The 17,363-nt window shown below is 63.0% G+C and carries 11 protein-coding genes; 4 read left to right on the top strand and 7 right to left on the bottom strand.

The annotated features are described in order from the left end of the window. Positions 1-91: 91 nt before the first annotated feature. A complete protein-coding gene (locus tag AC0CMF_RS02985; protein WP_374628167.1) occupies positions 92-454 on the top strand; it encodes a hypothetical protein in 363 nt (120 codons plus the stop codon). A gap of 606 nt (positions 455-1,060) precedes the next feature. Here the strand turns inward: AC0CMF_RS02985 and AC0CMF_RS02980 are convergent. Beyond that, positions 1,061-1,915 carry a LysR substrate-binding domain-containing protein gene (locus AC0CMF_RS02980; protein WP_374628166.1) on the bottom strand — a complete coding sequence of 285 codons (855 nt, stop codon included), beginning with the start codon at positions 1,913-1,915 and terminating at the stop codon, positions 1,061-1,063. A gap of 106 nt (positions 1,916-2,021) precedes the next feature. Between AC0CMF_RS02980 and AC0CMF_RS02975 the strand changes: the two genes are divergently transcribed. Both AC0CMF_RS02975 and AC0CMF_RS02970 read left to right on the top strand, forming a co-directional pair. After that, entirely contained in the window at positions 2,022-2,918 is an 897-nt protein-coding gene (locus AC0CMF_RS02975; protein ID WP_374628165.1) for a DMT family transporter, read from the top strand. 179 nt (positions 2,919-3,097) lie between these two features. After that, positions 3,098-3,313, top strand: a complete 216-nt coding sequence (locus AC0CMF_RS02970) for a hypothetical protein (RefSeq protein WP_374628164.1) — start codon at positions 3,098-3,100, stop codon at positions 3,311-3,313. Between the two features lie 153 nt (positions 3,314-3,466). Here AC0CMF_RS02970 and AC0CMF_RS02965 read toward each other — a convergent pair whose 3' ends face one another. The 3 genes from AC0CMF_RS02965 to gyrA form a co-directional block, all read right to left on the bottom strand. Further along, positions 3,467-4,312, bottom strand: a complete 846-nt coding sequence (locus tag AC0CMF_RS02965; RefSeq protein WP_374628163.1) for a porin family protein — start codon at positions 4,310-4,312, stop codon at positions 3,467-3,469. Between the two features lie 16 nt (positions 4,313-4,328). Continuing rightward, the gene (locus AC0CMF_RS02960) at positions 4,329-5,681 is read right to left on the bottom strand and encodes a metal-dependent hydrolase family protein (protein ID WP_472480942.1); all 1,353 of its coding nucleotides are present in this window, start codon (positions 5,679-5,681) and stop codon (positions 4,329-4,331) included. Between the two features lie 331 nt (positions 5,682-6,012). Continuing rightward, complete coding sequence (gyrA, locus tag AC0CMF_RS02955) at positions 6,013-8,823, bottom strand: DNA gyrase subunit A (RefSeq protein WP_374628161.1); 2,811 nt, start codon at positions 8,821-8,823, stop codon at positions 6,013-6,015. Between the two features lie 219 nt (positions 8,824-9,042). On the opposite strand from gyrA, the gene AC0CMF_RS02950 reads away from it, so the two are divergent. Next, the gene (locus AC0CMF_RS02950) at positions 9,043-9,690 is read left to right on the top strand and encodes a MarC family protein (RefSeq protein ID WP_374628160.1); all 648 of its coding nucleotides are present in this window, start codon (positions 9,043-9,045) and stop codon (positions 9,688-9,690) included. A 42-nt stretch (positions 9,691-9,732) separates the two neighbouring features. Here AC0CMF_RS02950 and AC0CMF_RS02945 read toward each other — a convergent pair whose 3' ends face one another. From AC0CMF_RS02945 to AC0CMF_RS02935, 3 genes are all read right to left on the bottom strand, one after another. Further along, positions 9,733-12,969, bottom strand: a complete 3,237-nt coding sequence (locus AC0CMF_RS02945; RefSeq protein ID WP_472480940.1) for an efflux RND transporter permease subunit — start codon at positions 12,967-12,969, stop codon at positions 9,733-9,735. Continuing rightward, positions 12,966-14,003, bottom strand: a complete 1,038-nt coding sequence (locus AC0CMF_RS02940; protein WP_374628158.1) for an efflux RND transporter periplasmic adaptor subunit — start codon at positions 14,001-14,003, stop codon at positions 12,966-12,968. The genes AC0CMF_RS02945 and AC0CMF_RS02940 overlap by 4 nt, the downstream gene beginning before the upstream one ends. A 121-nt stretch (positions 14,004-14,124) precedes the next feature. Continuing rightward, complete coding sequence (locus AC0CMF_RS02935) at positions 14,125-17,223, bottom strand: CHAT domain-containing protein (protein ID WP_374628157.1); 3,099 nt, start codon at positions 17,221-17,223, stop codon at positions 14,125-14,127. Between the last annotated feature and the right edge of the window lie 140 nt (positions 17,224-17,363).

Raw genomic sequence — 17,363 nt, 5'->3', positions numbered from 1 at the left:
TCGTGTCATCTTGTGATACCCATCACGGAACCAAAGCCGTTTTTGAGGTGTTATGCTCTCACAACCTGACCAGATGGCAGGAGAGAGCCAGATGACGACGCAGCACAGCTTTACACCGCATGTTTCCGATACCGCCAGCTTCAACATTGCCAAGTTGAGCTTTGCAGGAGTTGCCGGACTTTTTGCGCTGGCCATCCTCGGCGTCTTTGCCTCCGTGGCGCTGGCCTTCGCCCAGTTCGAAACCACCCAGACCGCTCAGGCCACCAAGGGCAACCGGATCGAAGCAAGTCTTCCCTCCGACTGTGACGGCCAGAGCTGGGGCAACTGGTCCGCCGCCTGCCTTGCCACCCTCAACGGCGAGCGCACGGTCCGCACTATCTCCACCACCACCACGGTGGAACAGCGCCCCGGCGGCCCGGTCTCGGTCCTCGTGCGGACCCCGGTCGAAGGCTGATCCCCACCCCCGACCTCCTCCCTCCCCCAAACTTCTCCCCGCGACTGAAGGCGGATGAGAGCAATAGCCTCATCCGCCTTTTTTTGTTTGGGGATGGGAGACGAATTCTGTCTCAAGGAAGGCCGCGCGGTCGAAAGGCAGCCCTTCTCCGGCTTTCTCACGGACAAGGCGGAACGCCACTGCAAGCGATCCGGCTGAACCTGTCTGGTCTTGGGAACCGGGAGGACTTTGATCGGGACGGGATGTCTCTTATCCGGAACAGCCCATGGTTCATTTGGGACAACAAGCATTTGGCGGCTTTGCGGACGGGACTGACGTTTCCTGCAGGCTATGCATCGCCTGATTTGAGACCATGCCCGGAATGGCGGATTTCTCTGCCACTCTTTGAAAAGCTGCCGTTGCCTGCCCCTAGATGACGGCTCTATTCAGCAAGACATGGCGGGAATCTGCCGCAAAATATCCGCGTAAGCCTAATTTTTGCACTCGTTTCTTGCGGCAATTATCTAAAGCCACTCAATTCGGCTGACGTGGTTGCGAAACTCAGGATTTCGCGACATTGCCGATGCGGCAGCTTGCGTCCTGAAAGTGTCAAGCTCTGCCATTGTCCTATCTAGTCATCCCTTCTGCACTGGCGTGAATTGCTTCCGCCATGAAATCGCAAAGCGAATTGTTGGACCCAGCGCTGCGTATCAGGGCAACGTCAAGATGCTCTATCATAGGCAACACATCAGCCTGCGTCAGTTCCACAACAGAGGACGGGGCCGACATGCGCGTGACGGCAGCCACGGCAAGCCCAGCCTCAACCACAGTGAGAAGAGCCGACAGGCTGAAACTTTCATAAGCCGGCTGAAAGCGGATATCGCTTTTCCCCAATGCGGCCAGAACAACGGCACGTGCCTGACTTCCCGGTTCGAACAATGCAACAGGAAGCGGACGCCTTTCCAACGCAATCCGATCGCGGGAGGCAATCCAGATCATAGGCTCTTGTCGCAGGAGTTGACCTTGCACACCCCGCGACCGTGTTACGATGGCAAGATCAATGTCTCCCTTCTCGACTTGCGGCACAAGCACTGTTGATTGAGAACAAACGATCTTAATGGCGACGCGGGGGAACAGCTGGCCGAAACGGCGTAACACGGGCGGCATGATATGGGAGATATAATCATCAGGCGCGCCGATGGTGATCGACCCGGCAATATCGGGCTTGCGGAAAGCTTCCACGGCCTCGTCATGCAGCCGTAGAATGCGCCGTGCATAGGCCTCCAGTTCTTCACCGGCCTGGGTCAGAGCCAGATTGCGCGTGTCGCGGATAAAGAGCGGTGCCCCTACTTCAGCTTCGAGCCGGGAGATCTGCGTGGAAACGGTGGCCGGCGATTTATGCACGGCAGACGCCGCCCGCGTGAAACTCATCAAATCGACACATGCGACGAAGGTCCGGAGCAAGGTGTGATTAAGTTCCATGATTGTTTGGAAACTCCAATGAATATGTTCATATTATATTGATTGTGCAATTAATTGGAAAAGTCCAATCCTGAAGCAAGCAAAGGTGCATCAGGAGCGAGACAGCATGAGCAGGCACATTCAAGGTTTCCTCGGCATGGCATCTGCCCAGATGTTGTTGGGAATTCTTGGGGTCTGTGTTCTGGAAAGCAATGCGGATCCGCTATCCGTCACCTTTTACCGATGTGTAATCGGTGGCCTGGTGCTGGCACTTTATAGTGCCATGCGGGGTAATCTTTCCGGCGTGTTGCGCCTGCCGCCAAGAGTGCTCGGTCTTGCATTTACCAGTGGCCTGCTGATGGTCGGCAACTGGGTGCTGTTCTTTACAGCCATGCAACACATTGGTATCGCGGTCGCCACGATCGTCTTTCATGTTCAGCCGTTCATGGTGGTGTTGATCGGGGCGTTCGTCTTTCGTGAACGGTTGCATGCCGCCACCCTCTTATGGATCGCCGTTGCCCTGATCGGGCTCGCTTTCGCCACCGGGTCCAGCGAAGGCCAGACCACTGCCGATGCATCCTGGCTGCTGGGAATTTGCTGTGCGCTTGGCGGTGCGTTTCTCTATTCCATTGTTACGATTATCGCCAAAGGACTGACGGGCATCACCGGACCTCAATTAGCCTTCGTGCAGTGTCTTTGCGGCATAGTGCTCCTGGCGCTGGCCGTGCCGGCAGGACCTCTGAAGGTATCACCCGTTCAATGGGGGTGGTTTGCCGTCATCGGCGTCGTGCATACTGGTGCTGTATACATGCTGCTCTATAACGCACTGCCGAAGCTCCCAACGCCCTTGGCAGCCGTATTGCTGTTTCTCTATCCGGCCACTGCGATCGTTGTGGATGCCCTCGTCTATGGCCATCGGCTGGGGTTGGCGCAATATGCTGGCGTAGGCTGCATTCTGATCGCAAGCCTCGGTGTGACGCTGAAGTGGGGTGTTCGCCGTCACCCGTCAGTTTCGGCCGCTTGAGGAGTCGAAGAAAGTGCACTCCATCTTGTCGCAGAAATCCCAATTAAAGTTTCTGTATTCCGGACGGAGCGGAGATCCGGAACCGGCGAGCCGAGGTCTATAGGCTTGGCCTTGAGACAAGAACAATGGGTACGCCGACTCTCCGGTCCCGGATCGCGCGGGGCGCCTCCGCGAGGACGATGGAGAGGCAACCATGCAAGAAAAAGGGCCGCCTACTTGGGACGGCCCTTGTTCGTTTCTGCGTCAGAACAGCCTGCGACTTACTCTTCGCCGCTAGTGTCCTCGCCACCCTCAACGGCGAGCGCACGGTGCGCACCATCTCCACCACCACCACGGTGGAACAGCGCCCCGGCGGCGGTGTCTCGGTCCTCGTGCGGACCCCGGTCGAAGGCTGATCCCCACCTCTGACCTCCTCCCTACCCCCAAACTTCCCCCCGCGACTGAAGGCGGATGAGTACAGCAGCCTCATCCGCCTTTTTTTGTTTGGAGACAGCAGAACGCAAAAGATCTCAGGGCAGCAAAAACTTGATTGCAGCTCATTTCGGTCCCTAGAACCGCAAGGTCATCCCCAAAACAGGACCACTCAGAAGAACATCGTAAACATGCCCGCCGTGATCGTAATCGACTTTTAGTGCCTTATAGCCAGCCGACAAGGACAGCCTGTCGTTCAATGTATAATTTGCGGTAGCAAGCACCGACCAAGTAAGATCGGCACCAGCCCCAAATCCCCCCACATCAGCCTGAGCCTGTATCGAGAGCTGTTCCGTCATCGGAACAAACGCACGCAGTCCCACGAGTGGGTCGGCCCAGCCGAAGCTCTCGCCGTGGCTGGCAGTCCGCCGGCCAATAGCGGCATGTTCAGCCGTTACCTTGAGCTCATTGGAGATATGCCAGAAACGAACACCTGCAAGCGCATCAAGCGTGAACCGGGGCGTGTCGACGACGCGATACCCCCCCTGTAGAGCCGCCATCAACTGTTCTGTGTTGACACTTCCGCTGACGGCAGCTTCCGGAGGGATCGAAATGCCAAAGCCCGGAATCTGAAACGCAGGCAGTGGCCCGCTCGCCCGGGCATCAGTGGTGTTGACATACATGACATCACCTGAGAACACAAAACGGTCGCGCCGTATCCACAAATTGGCAAACCCGCCGAAATTCAGGTCATCCAGAACGTCCCGGAACGGCTTGTCAGCATCGACGGCGGGGCCGCGCCGGAAGGGCGAGATGCGCCCGTCAAGGCCAGCCGCCCAGAGATAGGGTGTGACCTGAACCACCCATTGGTGGCTATCCGTCACCTCATGAGCCGGGGCAAACGGACCAGAAGTACTTTCTGCCGCGTCTGTTACCTGGACACAGCACAAAAGCAGGATGGTGAACGCAGCAGCTCGTTTCAATGTATCCCCCTTCCGGTCACGCAGGCAGCGTGTTCTTGTGGATGCGCCCGTCCTTCATGACCAGTTTCATCGTGCGGTCAGGGTCAGCAATCAGGGTAATGTCTTCAAGGGGATTGCCATCAATCACCAGAATGTCCGCATAGGCTCCGGCCTCGATATGTCCAAGCTTCGCAGGATAAGGATTGCGTGCGCCGGACAGAGCCGCAAGCTCTGCATTTCCGCTGGTGAGAAGGCGCAGGACCTCGGCATTGTCATACCATCTTGCAAACTTGGCCAGCTGTTTGCCCTGGGTCGCGGTTCCCGCCGGGTTGAACAGGACATCGGTACCCAACGCCATCTTGACACCGTACCTGCGGCCAAGTTCCACAGCACGGGCAGTGCCTTCGGCAATGCGCCTTTGTTGTTCCCGCTGCTCCGGCAAAGGATATGAATTGGCATCCTCATCGGCCAGGAATGGCTGGATGCTCCACCAAGCGCCGGAATCTGCTATACGTCGAGCCGTTTCATCGTCCGCGAGCTGGCCATGCTCAATGGATTTCACCCCACACGCAAGCGCGCGCTGTATGGCGGCCGAAGTGTAGGCATGGATACAAACATAAGTCCCCCAGTCAGCCGCTGCGGAAACAGCAGCCTTGATTTCGGCCTCGGTGTATTGAAGCGTGTCGATCGGATCATAGCTGGAGGCTACGCCGCCGCCGCCCATGATCTTGATCTGACTGGCGCCGAGCATCAGTTGCTCCCGGACGCGGCGCAGCACCTCCGCCTCGCCATCGGCAATCGCTGAAATGCCAGCCTGTTCCGCCCCGCTGAGATTGGTCTGCGGAGACCGGGGCAACTCCGTGCGCAGGCGGAAGTCGCCATGCCCTGAGGTCTGGGAGATCATGGCCCCGGAAGGATAGATACGAGGCCCTGCAATGCGTCCCTCATCTATGGCGCGCTTCAGGGAAAACGAAGGCCCCCCCGCATCCCGAATTGTTGTGAAGCCGCGCAAGATCGTACGCTCGGCCTCTTGGGCGGCAACCAGATGGACGTAAGGAACATCGGCAGTCACCGCCGTCATCTGGGAAATTCCGGCAAGGATAGAATGCCAGTGCGCGTCGATCATGCCCGGCATCAGGGTCCTGCCGCCGCAGTCAATGGAATCGGCATCAGCCACTGTCTCTCCGGCTGGCACGAGTGCCTTGATCCGGTTGCCTTCGACAAGAACATGCTGCCCGGCGATCAGCTTCGGGTTAACGCCGTCAAAAACATTGACATTCGTAAAGAGCAAGGGCTTTGCCGCCGATTGCGAAAAGGCAGGATTTACAAGTCCCAATGCGGGCGCTGCAAGTGTTGCCCCAATTGCCTTGAGAGCTGACCGGCGCGACATCTCCCTGCCCATCCTGGCCAGCAGTTGCTGAGCGCCAGGGCTGTGACAGGCACACATTGCGGCCAGGGAAAGATCTTTATATTTTCCGCCAAGACTAAGCAATTTCATCCCCCCTTACGCAGCAATCGTCAGATATCATACAACAAATCATGACGCTCTGGCCACATCGTGCAACCGACGGCTGTTTCCATTCTTCATACGAGGAAACAAGACGGGTTGCACCACCCCCAACTTGAGGGAAGAACAGGCCCATTGGATCATCCCCACCATGCAAAAAGGGCCGCCCACATGGGACGGCCCTTGTCGTTTCTGCGTCGGAACACCGTGCGGCTTACTCTTCGCCGCCCGTGTCCTCACCACCAGTGTCTTCACCAGCTTCCGGGCCAGCGCCCTCACCGGCAGCACCCTCAGCGGCGATGCCGTCCACGGACTCTTCGCTGTCGTCTTCCTCGCTGACGCGTTCCACGGCGACGACCTTTTCGTCCTCGGCGGTGTTGAAGACGATGACGCCCTGGGTGGCGCGGCCGGCGACGCGGATGCCGTCAACCGGGCAGCGGATCAGCTGGCCGCCGTCGGTCACCAGCATGATCTGGTCGCGGTCCTCCACGGGGAAGGAGGCAATCAGCGGGCCGTTGCGCTTGTTCACCGCCATGGCCGTGATGCCCTTGCCGCCGCGTCCGGTGACCCGGTACTCGAAGGACGAGGTGCGCTTGCCGTAGCCGTTTTCGGAGACGGTGAGGATCACCTGTTCCGCCGCGCTCATTTCGGCGTAGCGCTCCTGCGGCAGTTCGCCGGCGGCGGCTTCCTCCCCGTCGTCGGCCACGGCTTCGCTGCCCGCATCATCGGCCTCGCCGCGCATCAGGCGGCGGAGCTTCAGATAGGCGGCACGCTCTTCCGAGGTGGCGTTGAAGTGGCGCAGGATCGTCATGGAGATCAGGCGGTCGTCGTCGGCCAGATTGATGCCGCGCACGCCGACCGAGTTGCGGCCCGCAAAGACGCGCACATCGGACACAGGGAAGCGGATGCACTGGCCGGCCGCCGTCGTCAGCATCACATCGTCATGCTCGGTGCAGGTGAAGACGCCGACAATGCCGTCGCCCTCTTCCAGCTTCATGGCGATCTTGCCGGAGCGGTTGATCTGGGTGAAGTCGGACAGCTTGTTCCGGCGCACGGTGCCGCGCGTCGTGGCGAACATCACGTCCAGATCGCCCCAGGTGTCCTCGTTCTCCGGCAGCGGCATGATCGAGGAGATCTGCTCGCCGGGTTCCAGCGGCAGCATGTTGATCAGTGCCTTGCCACGCGAGGTCGGCCCGCCCAGCGGCAGGCGCCAGACCTTCATCTTGTAGACGATGCCGCGTGAGGAGAAGAACAGCACCGGCGTGTGGGTGTTGGCCACGAACAGGCGGGTGACGAAATCTTCGTCCTTCGTCGCCATGCCCGAACGGCCCTTGCCGCCCCGGCGCTGGGCGCGGTAGGTCGCCAGCGGCACGCGCTTGATGTAGCCGCCGTGGCTGACGGTGACCACCATGTCCTCGCGCTGGATGAGGTCTTCGTCCTCCAGATCCGCGCCGCCTTCCACCAGCTCCGTCTTGCGGGGGGTGGCGAAGTCGTTGCGGATGGCCAGCAGTTCATCGCGAATGATCTGCTGCACCCGGGCGCGGGAGCGCAGGATGTCCAGATAGTCGGAAATCTCGTCGCCGAGCTTGTTCAGCTCATCGCCGATTTCATCGCGGCCAAGGGCGGTCAGGCGCTGCAGGCGCAGGTCGAGGATGGCGCGGGCCTGTTCCTCGGAGAGCCGGTAGCTGCCGTCGGCATTGACGGTGTGGCGCGGATCGTCGATGAGGCGGACCAGCGGCTCCATGTCCTTGGCCGGCCAGTCGCGGCCCATCAGCAGGGCGCGGGCGGTGGCCGGGTCCGGCGCGGTGCGGATGAGGTGGATCACCTCGTCGATGTTGGCAACGGCGATGGCAAGGCCCACCAGCACATGGGCGCGGTCACGCGCCTTGGCCAGCAGGAAGCGGGTGCGCCGGCCGATGACTTCCTCGCGGAAGACGACGAAGGCCTTCAGCATGTCCATCAGCGTCATCAGCTCGGGGCGGCCGCCGTTCAGCGCCACCATGTTGCAGCCGAAGCTCTGCTGCAGCGAGGAGAAACGGTAGAGCTGGTTCAGGATCACGTCGGCGACGGCATCCTTCTTCAGCTCGATCACCACGCGCATGCCGAGGCGGTCGCTTTCGTCGCGGATGTCGGAGATGCCCTCGATGCGCTTTTCACGCACCAGTTCGGCGATCTTCTCGATCATCGTGGACTTGTTGACCTGATAGGGGATCTCGGTGACGATCAGCGCCTCGCGCCCGGCGCGCAGCTGCTCCACCTCGACCTTGCCGCGCATGACCAGCGAGCCACGGCCCGTCTCATAGGCCGAGCGGATGCCGGAGCGGCCCAGGATCGTGCCGCCGGTCGGGAAGTCCGGGCCGGGGATGATCTCCATCAGCTCGCCGAGGCTGAGCGCCGGATTTTCCATCACGGCAATGGCGCCATCGATCACTTCGCCGAGGTTGTGCGGCGGAATGTTGGTGGCCATGCCGACGGCGATGCCGCCTGCGCCATTGACAAGCAGGTTCGGGAACTTCGCCGGGAGGACGACAGGCTCGGTCTCGGAGCTGTCGTAGTTCTCCTGGAAGTTGACCGTATCCTTGTCGATGTCATCCAGAAGCGTGTGGGCAACCTTCTGCAGACGGCATTCGGTGTAGCGCATGGCCGCTGCCGGGTCGCCGTCCACCGAACCGAAATTGCCCTGCCCGTCGATGAGCGGCAGGCGCAGGGAGAAGTTCTGCGCCATACGCACGAGGGCGTCATAGATCGCGCTGTCACCATGCGGGTGATATTTACCCATCACGTCACCGACCACGCGGGCCGACTTGCGGTAGGGCTTGTTCCATTCGTAGCCGTTCTCGTGCATCGAATAGAGGATGCGCCGGTGAACAGGCTTGAGCCCGTCCCTCACGTCGGGAAGCGCGCGGCTGACAATCACGCTCATGGCGTAATCGAGATAGCTGCGCTTCATCTCATCCGTGATGGAGACGGGGCGAATGTCGGACGGCAGGGATGCGCCCGGCGTACTTGAATCCTGATCGGCCAAGGAGTTGCTCGCCTTCTCTCTTTATGCTGCGCCGTTTATAGCCGATTCCGCCCTGCTCTCCAAATCGCCCTGCCCTGGCAGGGCCAGATATTCGCCATGCTATTCAATGGTTTACAGCGACAATTCACAGCCCCCGGAAAAGAATGCGGCAGCATGCGGGCAAAATGGCCCGATGCGCTGCTATAAAGAAGCACATGGTCACCGGAATCCTTGGGGGGAATGGTCTTGATCGAGTTCATCCTGAACGCATTTGCGACGCTCTTCGTCACCATCGATCCGGTGGGTCTGGCGCCCATGTTCCTGGCGCTGACCTCTGGTGTCTCAGCCGCCGACCGGCGCCGCGTGGCGGTGCGGGCGACGCTGACGGCGGGGGCCATTCTCTTCGTCTTCTTCTTCAGCGGCCAGACGGTGCTGAACCTTCTGGGCATCTCCGTCCCGGCCTTCCGCGTTGCGGGCGGCCTGCTGCTGTTTGCCATCGCCTTTGAAATGGTGTTCGACCACCGCAACAAGCGCAAGTCGGAGACGGCCGAGAAGGCGGTGGTGCACAGCCGGCAGGATCTTCATGCGCTGGCCGTGTTCCCGCTCTCCATCCCGCTCATAGCCGGTCCTGCGGCCATTTCCGCCGTCATCCTGCTGTCGAGCCAGGCACCGGATACGGCGACCTACGCCGGTGTGGGCGGCGTCATCCTCAGCATTCTTGCCTGCTGCATGGGCGCGTTCCTGCTGGCCGACAAGATCGAGCGGCTGATGGGCGACACGGTGCAGATGGTCGTCACCCGGCTTCTGGGCGTGCTTCTGGCCGCCCTCTCCATCCAGTTCATCGCCGACGGCGTCATCGCCTTTGCCAATGGCGCCATGGCGCAGTGAGGAAAAGGACGGCCTGAGACAAGGACATCTCAGGCCGTTGCCTCACGCCCGGCCATCCTCCCGCAGCACCACATAGATCGCCGGGATCACCAGCACGGTGAGCAGCGTCGAGGATGCAAGGCCGAAGAGCAGCGAAATCGCCAGCCCCTGGAAGATCGGATCGGTGAGGATCACCGCCGCGCCGATCATCGCCGCCACAGCCGTCAGCAGGATCGGCTTGAAGCGGATGGAGCCCGCCTCCAGCAGCACATCGCGCAGGGAGCGTTCCGGCTTGCGGGCATGGCGGATGAAATCCACCAGCAGGATCGAGTTGCGCACGATGATGCCCGCCAGCGCGATGAAACCGATCATCGAGGTGGCGGAGAAAGGCGCGCCGAAGATCCAGTGCCCGAGCAGAATGCCGATGAGTGTCAGCGGCACCGGCGTCAGGATCACCAGCGGCACGGTGAAGGAGCGGAACTGCCCCACCACCAGCACATAGATGCCGAGCAGCGCCACGGCAAAGGCCGCGCCCATGTCGCGGAAGGTGATGAAGGTCACCTCCCACTCCCCGTCCCACAGAAGCACGGTTTCGTCATCGCTGACGGGCTGGCCGTGATAGCTGATCTGCGGCTTCGGCAGATCCGCCCAGTCTGCCGCATCAATGCCGTCCGCCACCGCCAGCATGCCGTAGATGGGCGCCTCGAACTCCCCGGCGAGTTCCGCCGTCACCAGTTCGGCCGGGCGGCCATTGTGACGGTAGATGAGGTGGGACGCCGGTTCGCGGGTGAGGCGCACCACGTCCCCCAGTTCGACGACACCCCGGCTGCCCGGCATGGCATTGGCGGCCACGGGCGTCGAGAGAAGCCTCTGTCCGAGGCTCCGGTCCGCCTTCGGCAGCGCCAGAACAATAGCGAGCGGCGCCCGCCCCTCACCCCGGTGCGAATAGCCCGCAGGCGTGACGCCGAGAAGCGTGCTGATGGTCTGGTAGACGTCTGCCTCCGAGACGCCATGGAACTCCAGATTCTCGCTGTCGATCTCGATGCGGATGCGCCCGGCAGGAAGCCCCTGGCTGAGATCAATGTCCACGATATAGGGCACGGCCTTGAAGACGTCCGCGACCCTTTGGGCCACGGCCCGGCGTGTGTCTGGGTCCGGCCCATAGATTTCCGCCTGCAGCGTCGCCATCACCGGCGGTCCGGGCGGCACTTCCACCACCTTCACCGAAGAGCCGCGCGGCAGATCGAGCCCCGCCAGCCGCTCACGGATTTCAAGCGCAATGGCGTGGCTCTCGCGGGACCTCTCCCCCTTGGGCAGGAGATTGACCTGCAGGTCGCCCAGTTCCGGCCCGCTGCGCAGGAAGTAATGCCGTACAAGGCCGTTGAAGTTGAAAGGCGCAGCCGTCCCCGCATGGGCCTGGACGGACAGGATCTCCGGCACGCCTTCCAGCAGGCGCACTGCCTCGCCCAGCTGGCGGGCGGTCATTTCCAGCGCCGTGCCCTCCGGCATGTCCAGCACCACCTGCACCTCCGACTTGTTGTCGAAGGGCAGCAGCTTCACCGTCACGTGCCGGGTGTAGATCAGCACCATGCTGGCAAGCGTGGCCACGCCGACCAGCAGCAGGAAGGCAAGCGCCCGGCCCCGCGTCTTCAGCACTGGCCGTGCAGCGGCGCGGAAGATCCGCCCCAGCTTGCCCCCGTCTGCCGCCTCGTGGTGGCCTTCGCCCGCCTTGCGCCCGGCGATCTTCAGCATGGCCCAGGGCGTCAGCACCACGGCGACAAAGAAGGAGAACAGCATCGCCGCCGAGGCCACGGCCGGGATCGGGCTCATGTAGGGGCCCATCATGCCGGAGACGAACATCATCGGCAGCAGGGCGGCCACCACCGTCAGCGTGGCGATGATCGTCGGATTGCCGACCTCCGCGACGGCGGCAATCGCCGCGGTGGCCCGGCTGCGGCCATCGTTCATGGCCCAGTGGCGGGCAATGTTCTCGATCACCACGATGGCATCATCCACCAGAATGCCGATGGCGAAAATCAGCGCAAACAGGCTCACCCGGTTGATGGTGTAGCCCATCATCTGGGCGGCAAAGAGCGTCAGCAGGATCGTCACGGGAATGACGATGGCCACCACCAGCCCCGCCTGCCAGCCGATGGCGACCACCACCAGAATGACGATGGACACCGTTGCCAGCGCCAGATGGAACAGCAGTTCATTGGCCTTTTCATTGGCCGTTTCGCCATAATCACGGGTGATGTGGACGGAGACACCCTCCGGGATCAGTGAGCCTTCAAGGCTCTCCAGATGCTCGCGGACCTCTTCGGCGATCAGCACCGCATTGGCCCCTGCCCGCTTGGCCGCGGCAATGGAGACGGCCGGCACCGGCGTCAGGCTGCCGGAGGACGCGTCACGGCCGTAATGCCAGACCTGACGGTCTTCCGTGCCTGCGCCAACCGTGATGGTGGCCACGTCCTTGACATAGACCGGGCGGCCATCGCGGCTGGTGATCAACAGGTTGCCGATGGCCGGAATGGTGCCGAGCGTCTGCCCCGCCACAGCCTGCAGCGCCTCACCGTCCTGCCGCACGGTGCCGGCGAGGAACGAGCGGTTGGCGCTGGTGATCTTGCCGAGCAGCTGGTCCAGCGTCACATTCAGCCGCGACAGCCGTTCCGGGTCCGGCTCCACCCGGATCTCGTCCGGGCCCGTGCCCACCAGATAGGTCAGCCCCACATCATCCAGCCGCGCCAGCGATGTGCGCACTTCCTGCGCCAGGCCGTAGAGCGCTGACGGGCTCCAGGTCTCTGCCGAGGCCGCATCCGGGGCGAGCGTTGCCACCACGATGGCCACGTCATCCACCCCCCGCCCGACGACGAGCGGCTCGGGAATGCCGGAAGGAATGCGGTCCATGTTGGCGCGGATTTTCTCATGCACCCGGAGGATGGCGCTGTCGGAGGGCGTGCCGACCAGAAACCGGGCCGTCACCATGACCCGGTCATCCTGGGTCTGGCTATAGACATGCTCCACGCCATTGATGGCCTTGACGATGGTCTCCAGCGGCTCGGTGACGAGTTTGACCGCATCGGGGGCCTTGAGGCCATCGGCGCTGACCAGAATATCCACCATGGGCACGGAAATCTGCGGCTCTTCCTCGCGCGGCAGCGTTGCCAGCGAGATGAGCCCGACAATCAGCGAGGCAAAGAGCAGCAGCGGCGTCAGCGGCGAGGCGATGAAAACGGCGGTCAGGTGGCCCGACAGGCCGAGGCCTGCCTGAGGCGGCATGCCGTTGGGTGTCTGGCTCATGGCAGAACCACCACGTCACCGGCGGCAAGACCGCTCAGGACTTCCACCTGCGGGCCATCCTGCGTTTCGAACGCCTGCCCGCGCTGCACGGTGATGGCCGCAGCGCTGCCGTCCTTGCGGCGCAGCTGCACATAATCAAGCCCGTAACGGGTGGTCAGCGCCGCCTCCGGCACGGCCAGAACGCTTCGGGTGCCCGTGGCGATCTCGACCGGAATCCGTTCACCGACGAAAAAGTCGCCCATGTCCGGCGCAGAGGCATCGGCAATCACCCGCCCGCCGCGCAGCTCCGGATAGACCAGCGTGATCTCGCCGCTGCGCCGGGCAGCGCCCGCCTCTTGCGGCAGGTGCAGGGTGTCCCCGGCCTTCATCAGACCCGCATGGCGTTCGGGCAGCTCCAGCCGCAGGATGAAGCCTTCCCGCGCGATCTCGGCAATGGTTTCGCCCGGCATCACCAGCGCCCCCAGTGCGACGGGCACGGACAGGACACGGCCGCTGGCGGCCGCCAGGATTTCGCCTTCCCGCTCCTGCTGGTCCAGCACATCGCGCTCGGCTTCGGCGGCTCTCAGGCTGTTGCGCGCCACCTCCAGCTGGGTTTCAAGCTGATCGACACGGGCCTGCGAGATGGTGCCGCGCGCCAGCAGCTGCCGCGCCCGGCCGGCCTCCGTCTCCAGATTGGCCGCTTCGGACTGCGCTGCCGCAATCTGGGCGCTGAGCGCCTGCCGCCGCAGCGCCAGCTTCTCATCGACGATGCGGCCAATCCTCTGCCCCGCCTGCAGGGCATCGCCCTCTTTCACGGCGAGCTCCGTCACCGTGCCTTGCGTGCGGGCCCGCACCGGCACCCGGACGGCCGGTTCGACGGTCGCATAGACCGCCTTCCAGTCGGTCACCTCCAGCGGCTGGACCGCCAGATCAGCCGCACCAGCCCCCGCGGGCAGCAGCAAGGCGGCAATGACAGCAGCCGTGCAGATCAGGCGCTGAGGATCACAAAGACCACGCCGCGGCGCGGAAGGAACGGGGCAAGTCGATGCGGGCATTGGGATTCCCATATTTTCATTATTTTGAAAATATAAAGGTAAGCCTCAGCCCTGCCAATGTGTAATTCCCGGTATGCCCGCGCCCGCCTGACCGCCTCTTGGCGGCACATCTGACCCGGCCTCAGTGCTCGAACAGCACGAAGGCATAGGTCAGCTCCGGGTCGACACCCTCGATCCGCCCGGCCCAGGCATCGCGCTTGGTGGCGATGAAGGCCTTGGAATAACTCATGCCATCGCGCAGCAGGTGTTCATGAAAGCGGATCATGAAACGGGAGGTCGCCCGGTCCGGCACGTTGTCGATGGTCAGCAGCGAGCGGCGGGCACCGGCGATGGAGAGCGCCATCGGCAGGCCGCGCACCGTGGCCGTGACCCCGGGATCTCCCAGTGCGGTTTCACAGGCAGCGATGATGACAAGCCCGGCGCCGCTCAGGTTCCAGTCCAGCACCTCGCGGGCATGGACAACATTGTCGGACGGATCATCGCCCTCGCCGCTGTCCTGGAGATCCGCCAGTACGAAACCCGTATTGGTCAGCCGCGCGGCGCCGTCATCATCTTCCCGGTAGAAGCCGTGGGTGGCGAGATGGATGATGGAAGAGCTTTCCACCCCGGCCCGCACTCCGCTCTCAGTCGCCGTCTTGCCGGTGAGAAGGCTGGGCTTGAAGCCGGCCGCACCGGCAAGCTCCGCAATCGCCTGAACCTCGCTGGCCGTTCCCGGCAAGGGCACCACACTGGCATCGGGCCCATAGTCCAGCCCGCCAGCCAGCAGAATCCCTGCGCCCGGTTCCGGCCTGCTGTGGCTGTCCCGGTAGGCATAGGCCTCGCGGCTGGTAATGAGATGCACGTCCACCAGCTCGCCCAGACGCTTGCCATCCCCGGTCCTCAGTTCGGCAAGCGCCCACTGATAGAGCGAGTCGTCCGGGATGATGTACAGCGAGCCCGCGCCCTCGGCGGCCGAAGCCAGAACCTTGGCAAGGCGCGTCTCGATCGCCTTCATCACGAAGCCTGCCGGGGCCTCGCCATCCTTCATGCGAATGGTGCCGATCTGGTCCACCTGCGGCGGCTGGCCGGGACGTGAGATCACGGCACGGAGCTCGTAAGCATCCGGATAGCCCCGGCGCTCCACCGGCCATCTGCGGGTGACCGCAAGATCCACGATCACATCCCCCGCCTCCGGCTCCGCAACCGCTCCGGGAAGCGTCACCGGCCCACGGAACCAGGGTGTCACCTCGGGCAAGCCACGCGCCGCACGGGCCTCGTTGAGTGCCTTGCGGGCCTCCTCCATTTCGCTCCGCTGGGGATCGAGCTCGTCCGTATAGAGCGTGCCCGTCACCAGCTCGCGGAAGCGGCCGAACTTGCGGAAATAGGTGAGGATCAGCTCCCGGTAGGCCTGGTCCTCCGTTGTTTCGGCTTCCCGGCGCAGATCAAGCTCGGTCTGGCGCGTCAGGGTCTTCCAGCTGTCCAGCGAGGCGGCGAAGTGGCGGGCGGCATCCGCGTTGTCCCGCGCAAAATCCGCGAAGGCCGCCAGCATGTCATCGGCCAGAATGCGCGCCGAGCGCGCGGCGCTCAGGCTTCCGGCCGCCGTGACATTTGCCCGCGTCCAGCCGGACATCGCCGCATCCAGCTGCCGGAAGCCCTCTGCGGCCTCTTCCGGCTTCAACCGGCTCAGCAGCTGCAGGCGCGCAAGCTCTGCTTCGAAACTCAAGGGATGAGCCTCGGTAAACCGCTCATAGGCCACATCCCGGGCGCCCTCGCGGTAGGTCAGCGCCAGATCGTCATACCCCCGCCGCTCCGCCTCCGAGGCATAGAGATCAAGATAGGCCAGCCGCTGCTCGGTTCCGGCAGTACGCCCTTCAAGCCCGGCAGTATCGCGCAACGCCGCATCCTCAATCGCCTTCACACCGCTGCGGTAAGCCACATAATCGCGCCAGGCAGCGATCATCTGGATGTAGCGCGGCGCGTAGTCCATATCGGTGGCGATAGCCTCAAGCGACTTCAGCGTCCGCTCCGCGTCCTCCCAGCGTTCCAGATCCAGCTGGTCGTGAGCCATGTTCAGGGCCGATGCCAGCGTCAGGGGCGCCGCATTGCCGTATTTGTCATGGCGCTTCAGGTAGACGTCAAAGTCGATGATCAGCGCATCGGACGGCAGCTTCAGCGAGCGCAGCACGGCTGCATGATTGTTCCTGACACGCCAGTAATCCGGATCGTCCGCCCCGAACAGGCGCCACATCTGCGGCACCATATAGCTGTAGGCCGCTTCCGCACCCGCCAGTTGCCCGGCGGCATGCATGGTCTGGGCAAGACCGTCATAGGCATCGTAGCCCTCCTTGCTCTCCGGCCCGAAGATGCTGAAGAGCTCGTTCATCGCAGGCAGGTGCAGCCGCAGCGCCTCGTCATACACCCCCGTGTCACGCAGGAAGACGGCATAGTTGAACATGAGGAAGGCCCGGCCGGGGCTCGTGGTGCTGGCGAACAGCGGCGAGGTCATGCCGCGCTCATAGATTTCGGCTGCCATCTCCGCAGAGGCGTGGGTCATGAAGGCATCACCGCCCTCGGACACGGTGTTGAAGAAGTGGCCGTCCTCGCCGGAGGCCTCCAGCGTGTCCAGCGCGGCCATGAGGGCGTCGAAGGCCTCATCGTCCCGGTCCGTGGACAGAAGCGCATAGGCCTTGTTCACCAGCGCGCGGTGGTAGCGGCGGGCGTCCTCCGTCTTGTTCTCCTGCGCCCCTTCAACCATCTGCCGCAGCAGGGCATCCTGCTCGGCGGGCTTTCCGGCATTGCCGGCAGCGACAGAGAAATCGAACAGGAAGGCGTCAAGCTCACCCCCCTCCAGCCGCTCCATCAGCGGAGCCGCCTGTGCGGCAATGACGGCATAGGTTTCGGGCCAGCCGCCGGCGGTTGCCGTCCTGTTGACCAGCGTAGTGATGAGCTCGCCCGCCCGCGACGGTTCCTTCTCGGCAAGCTCATGGGTCAGCGCCTGCCGCAGATCATCCCGCTCCGCCGCCACCGGTCCGATGTAGCGGGTCATGTCCTGCGGGATGGTGAGGTCTTCTTGCCTCTGCGCAAAGGCAGATGGCGGCAGGGCAGTTCCGCCCAGCAACAGGGCGAGCAGCAGAGCGCCCGTGCTGATTTTCAGCCTGACTGCCCGGTCTCTCAAGACGGTCTGGAGGGGCTTGCGGGACAGGTGGACAGGCGTCTGGCGGGCAGGCGTCTGACTGAACATGCAGGGCGGCTCCATGGACTTGCGCGCAGCGGATCACTGCCGCTTTGGACAAGGACTAACGCCCTCGTCAAATTCTGCAAGTCCAGGGAAGGTTCCATCCGGCCTTGCCGGCAACTCCGCATCTCAAGGCGTTTGTTACT

This window comes from Pannonibacter sp. CBAS1226 (assembly GCF_055685825.1).
Note: the sequence above shows the minus strand (reverse complement) of the source record. Positions and strands in the feature narration are given on the sequence as shown.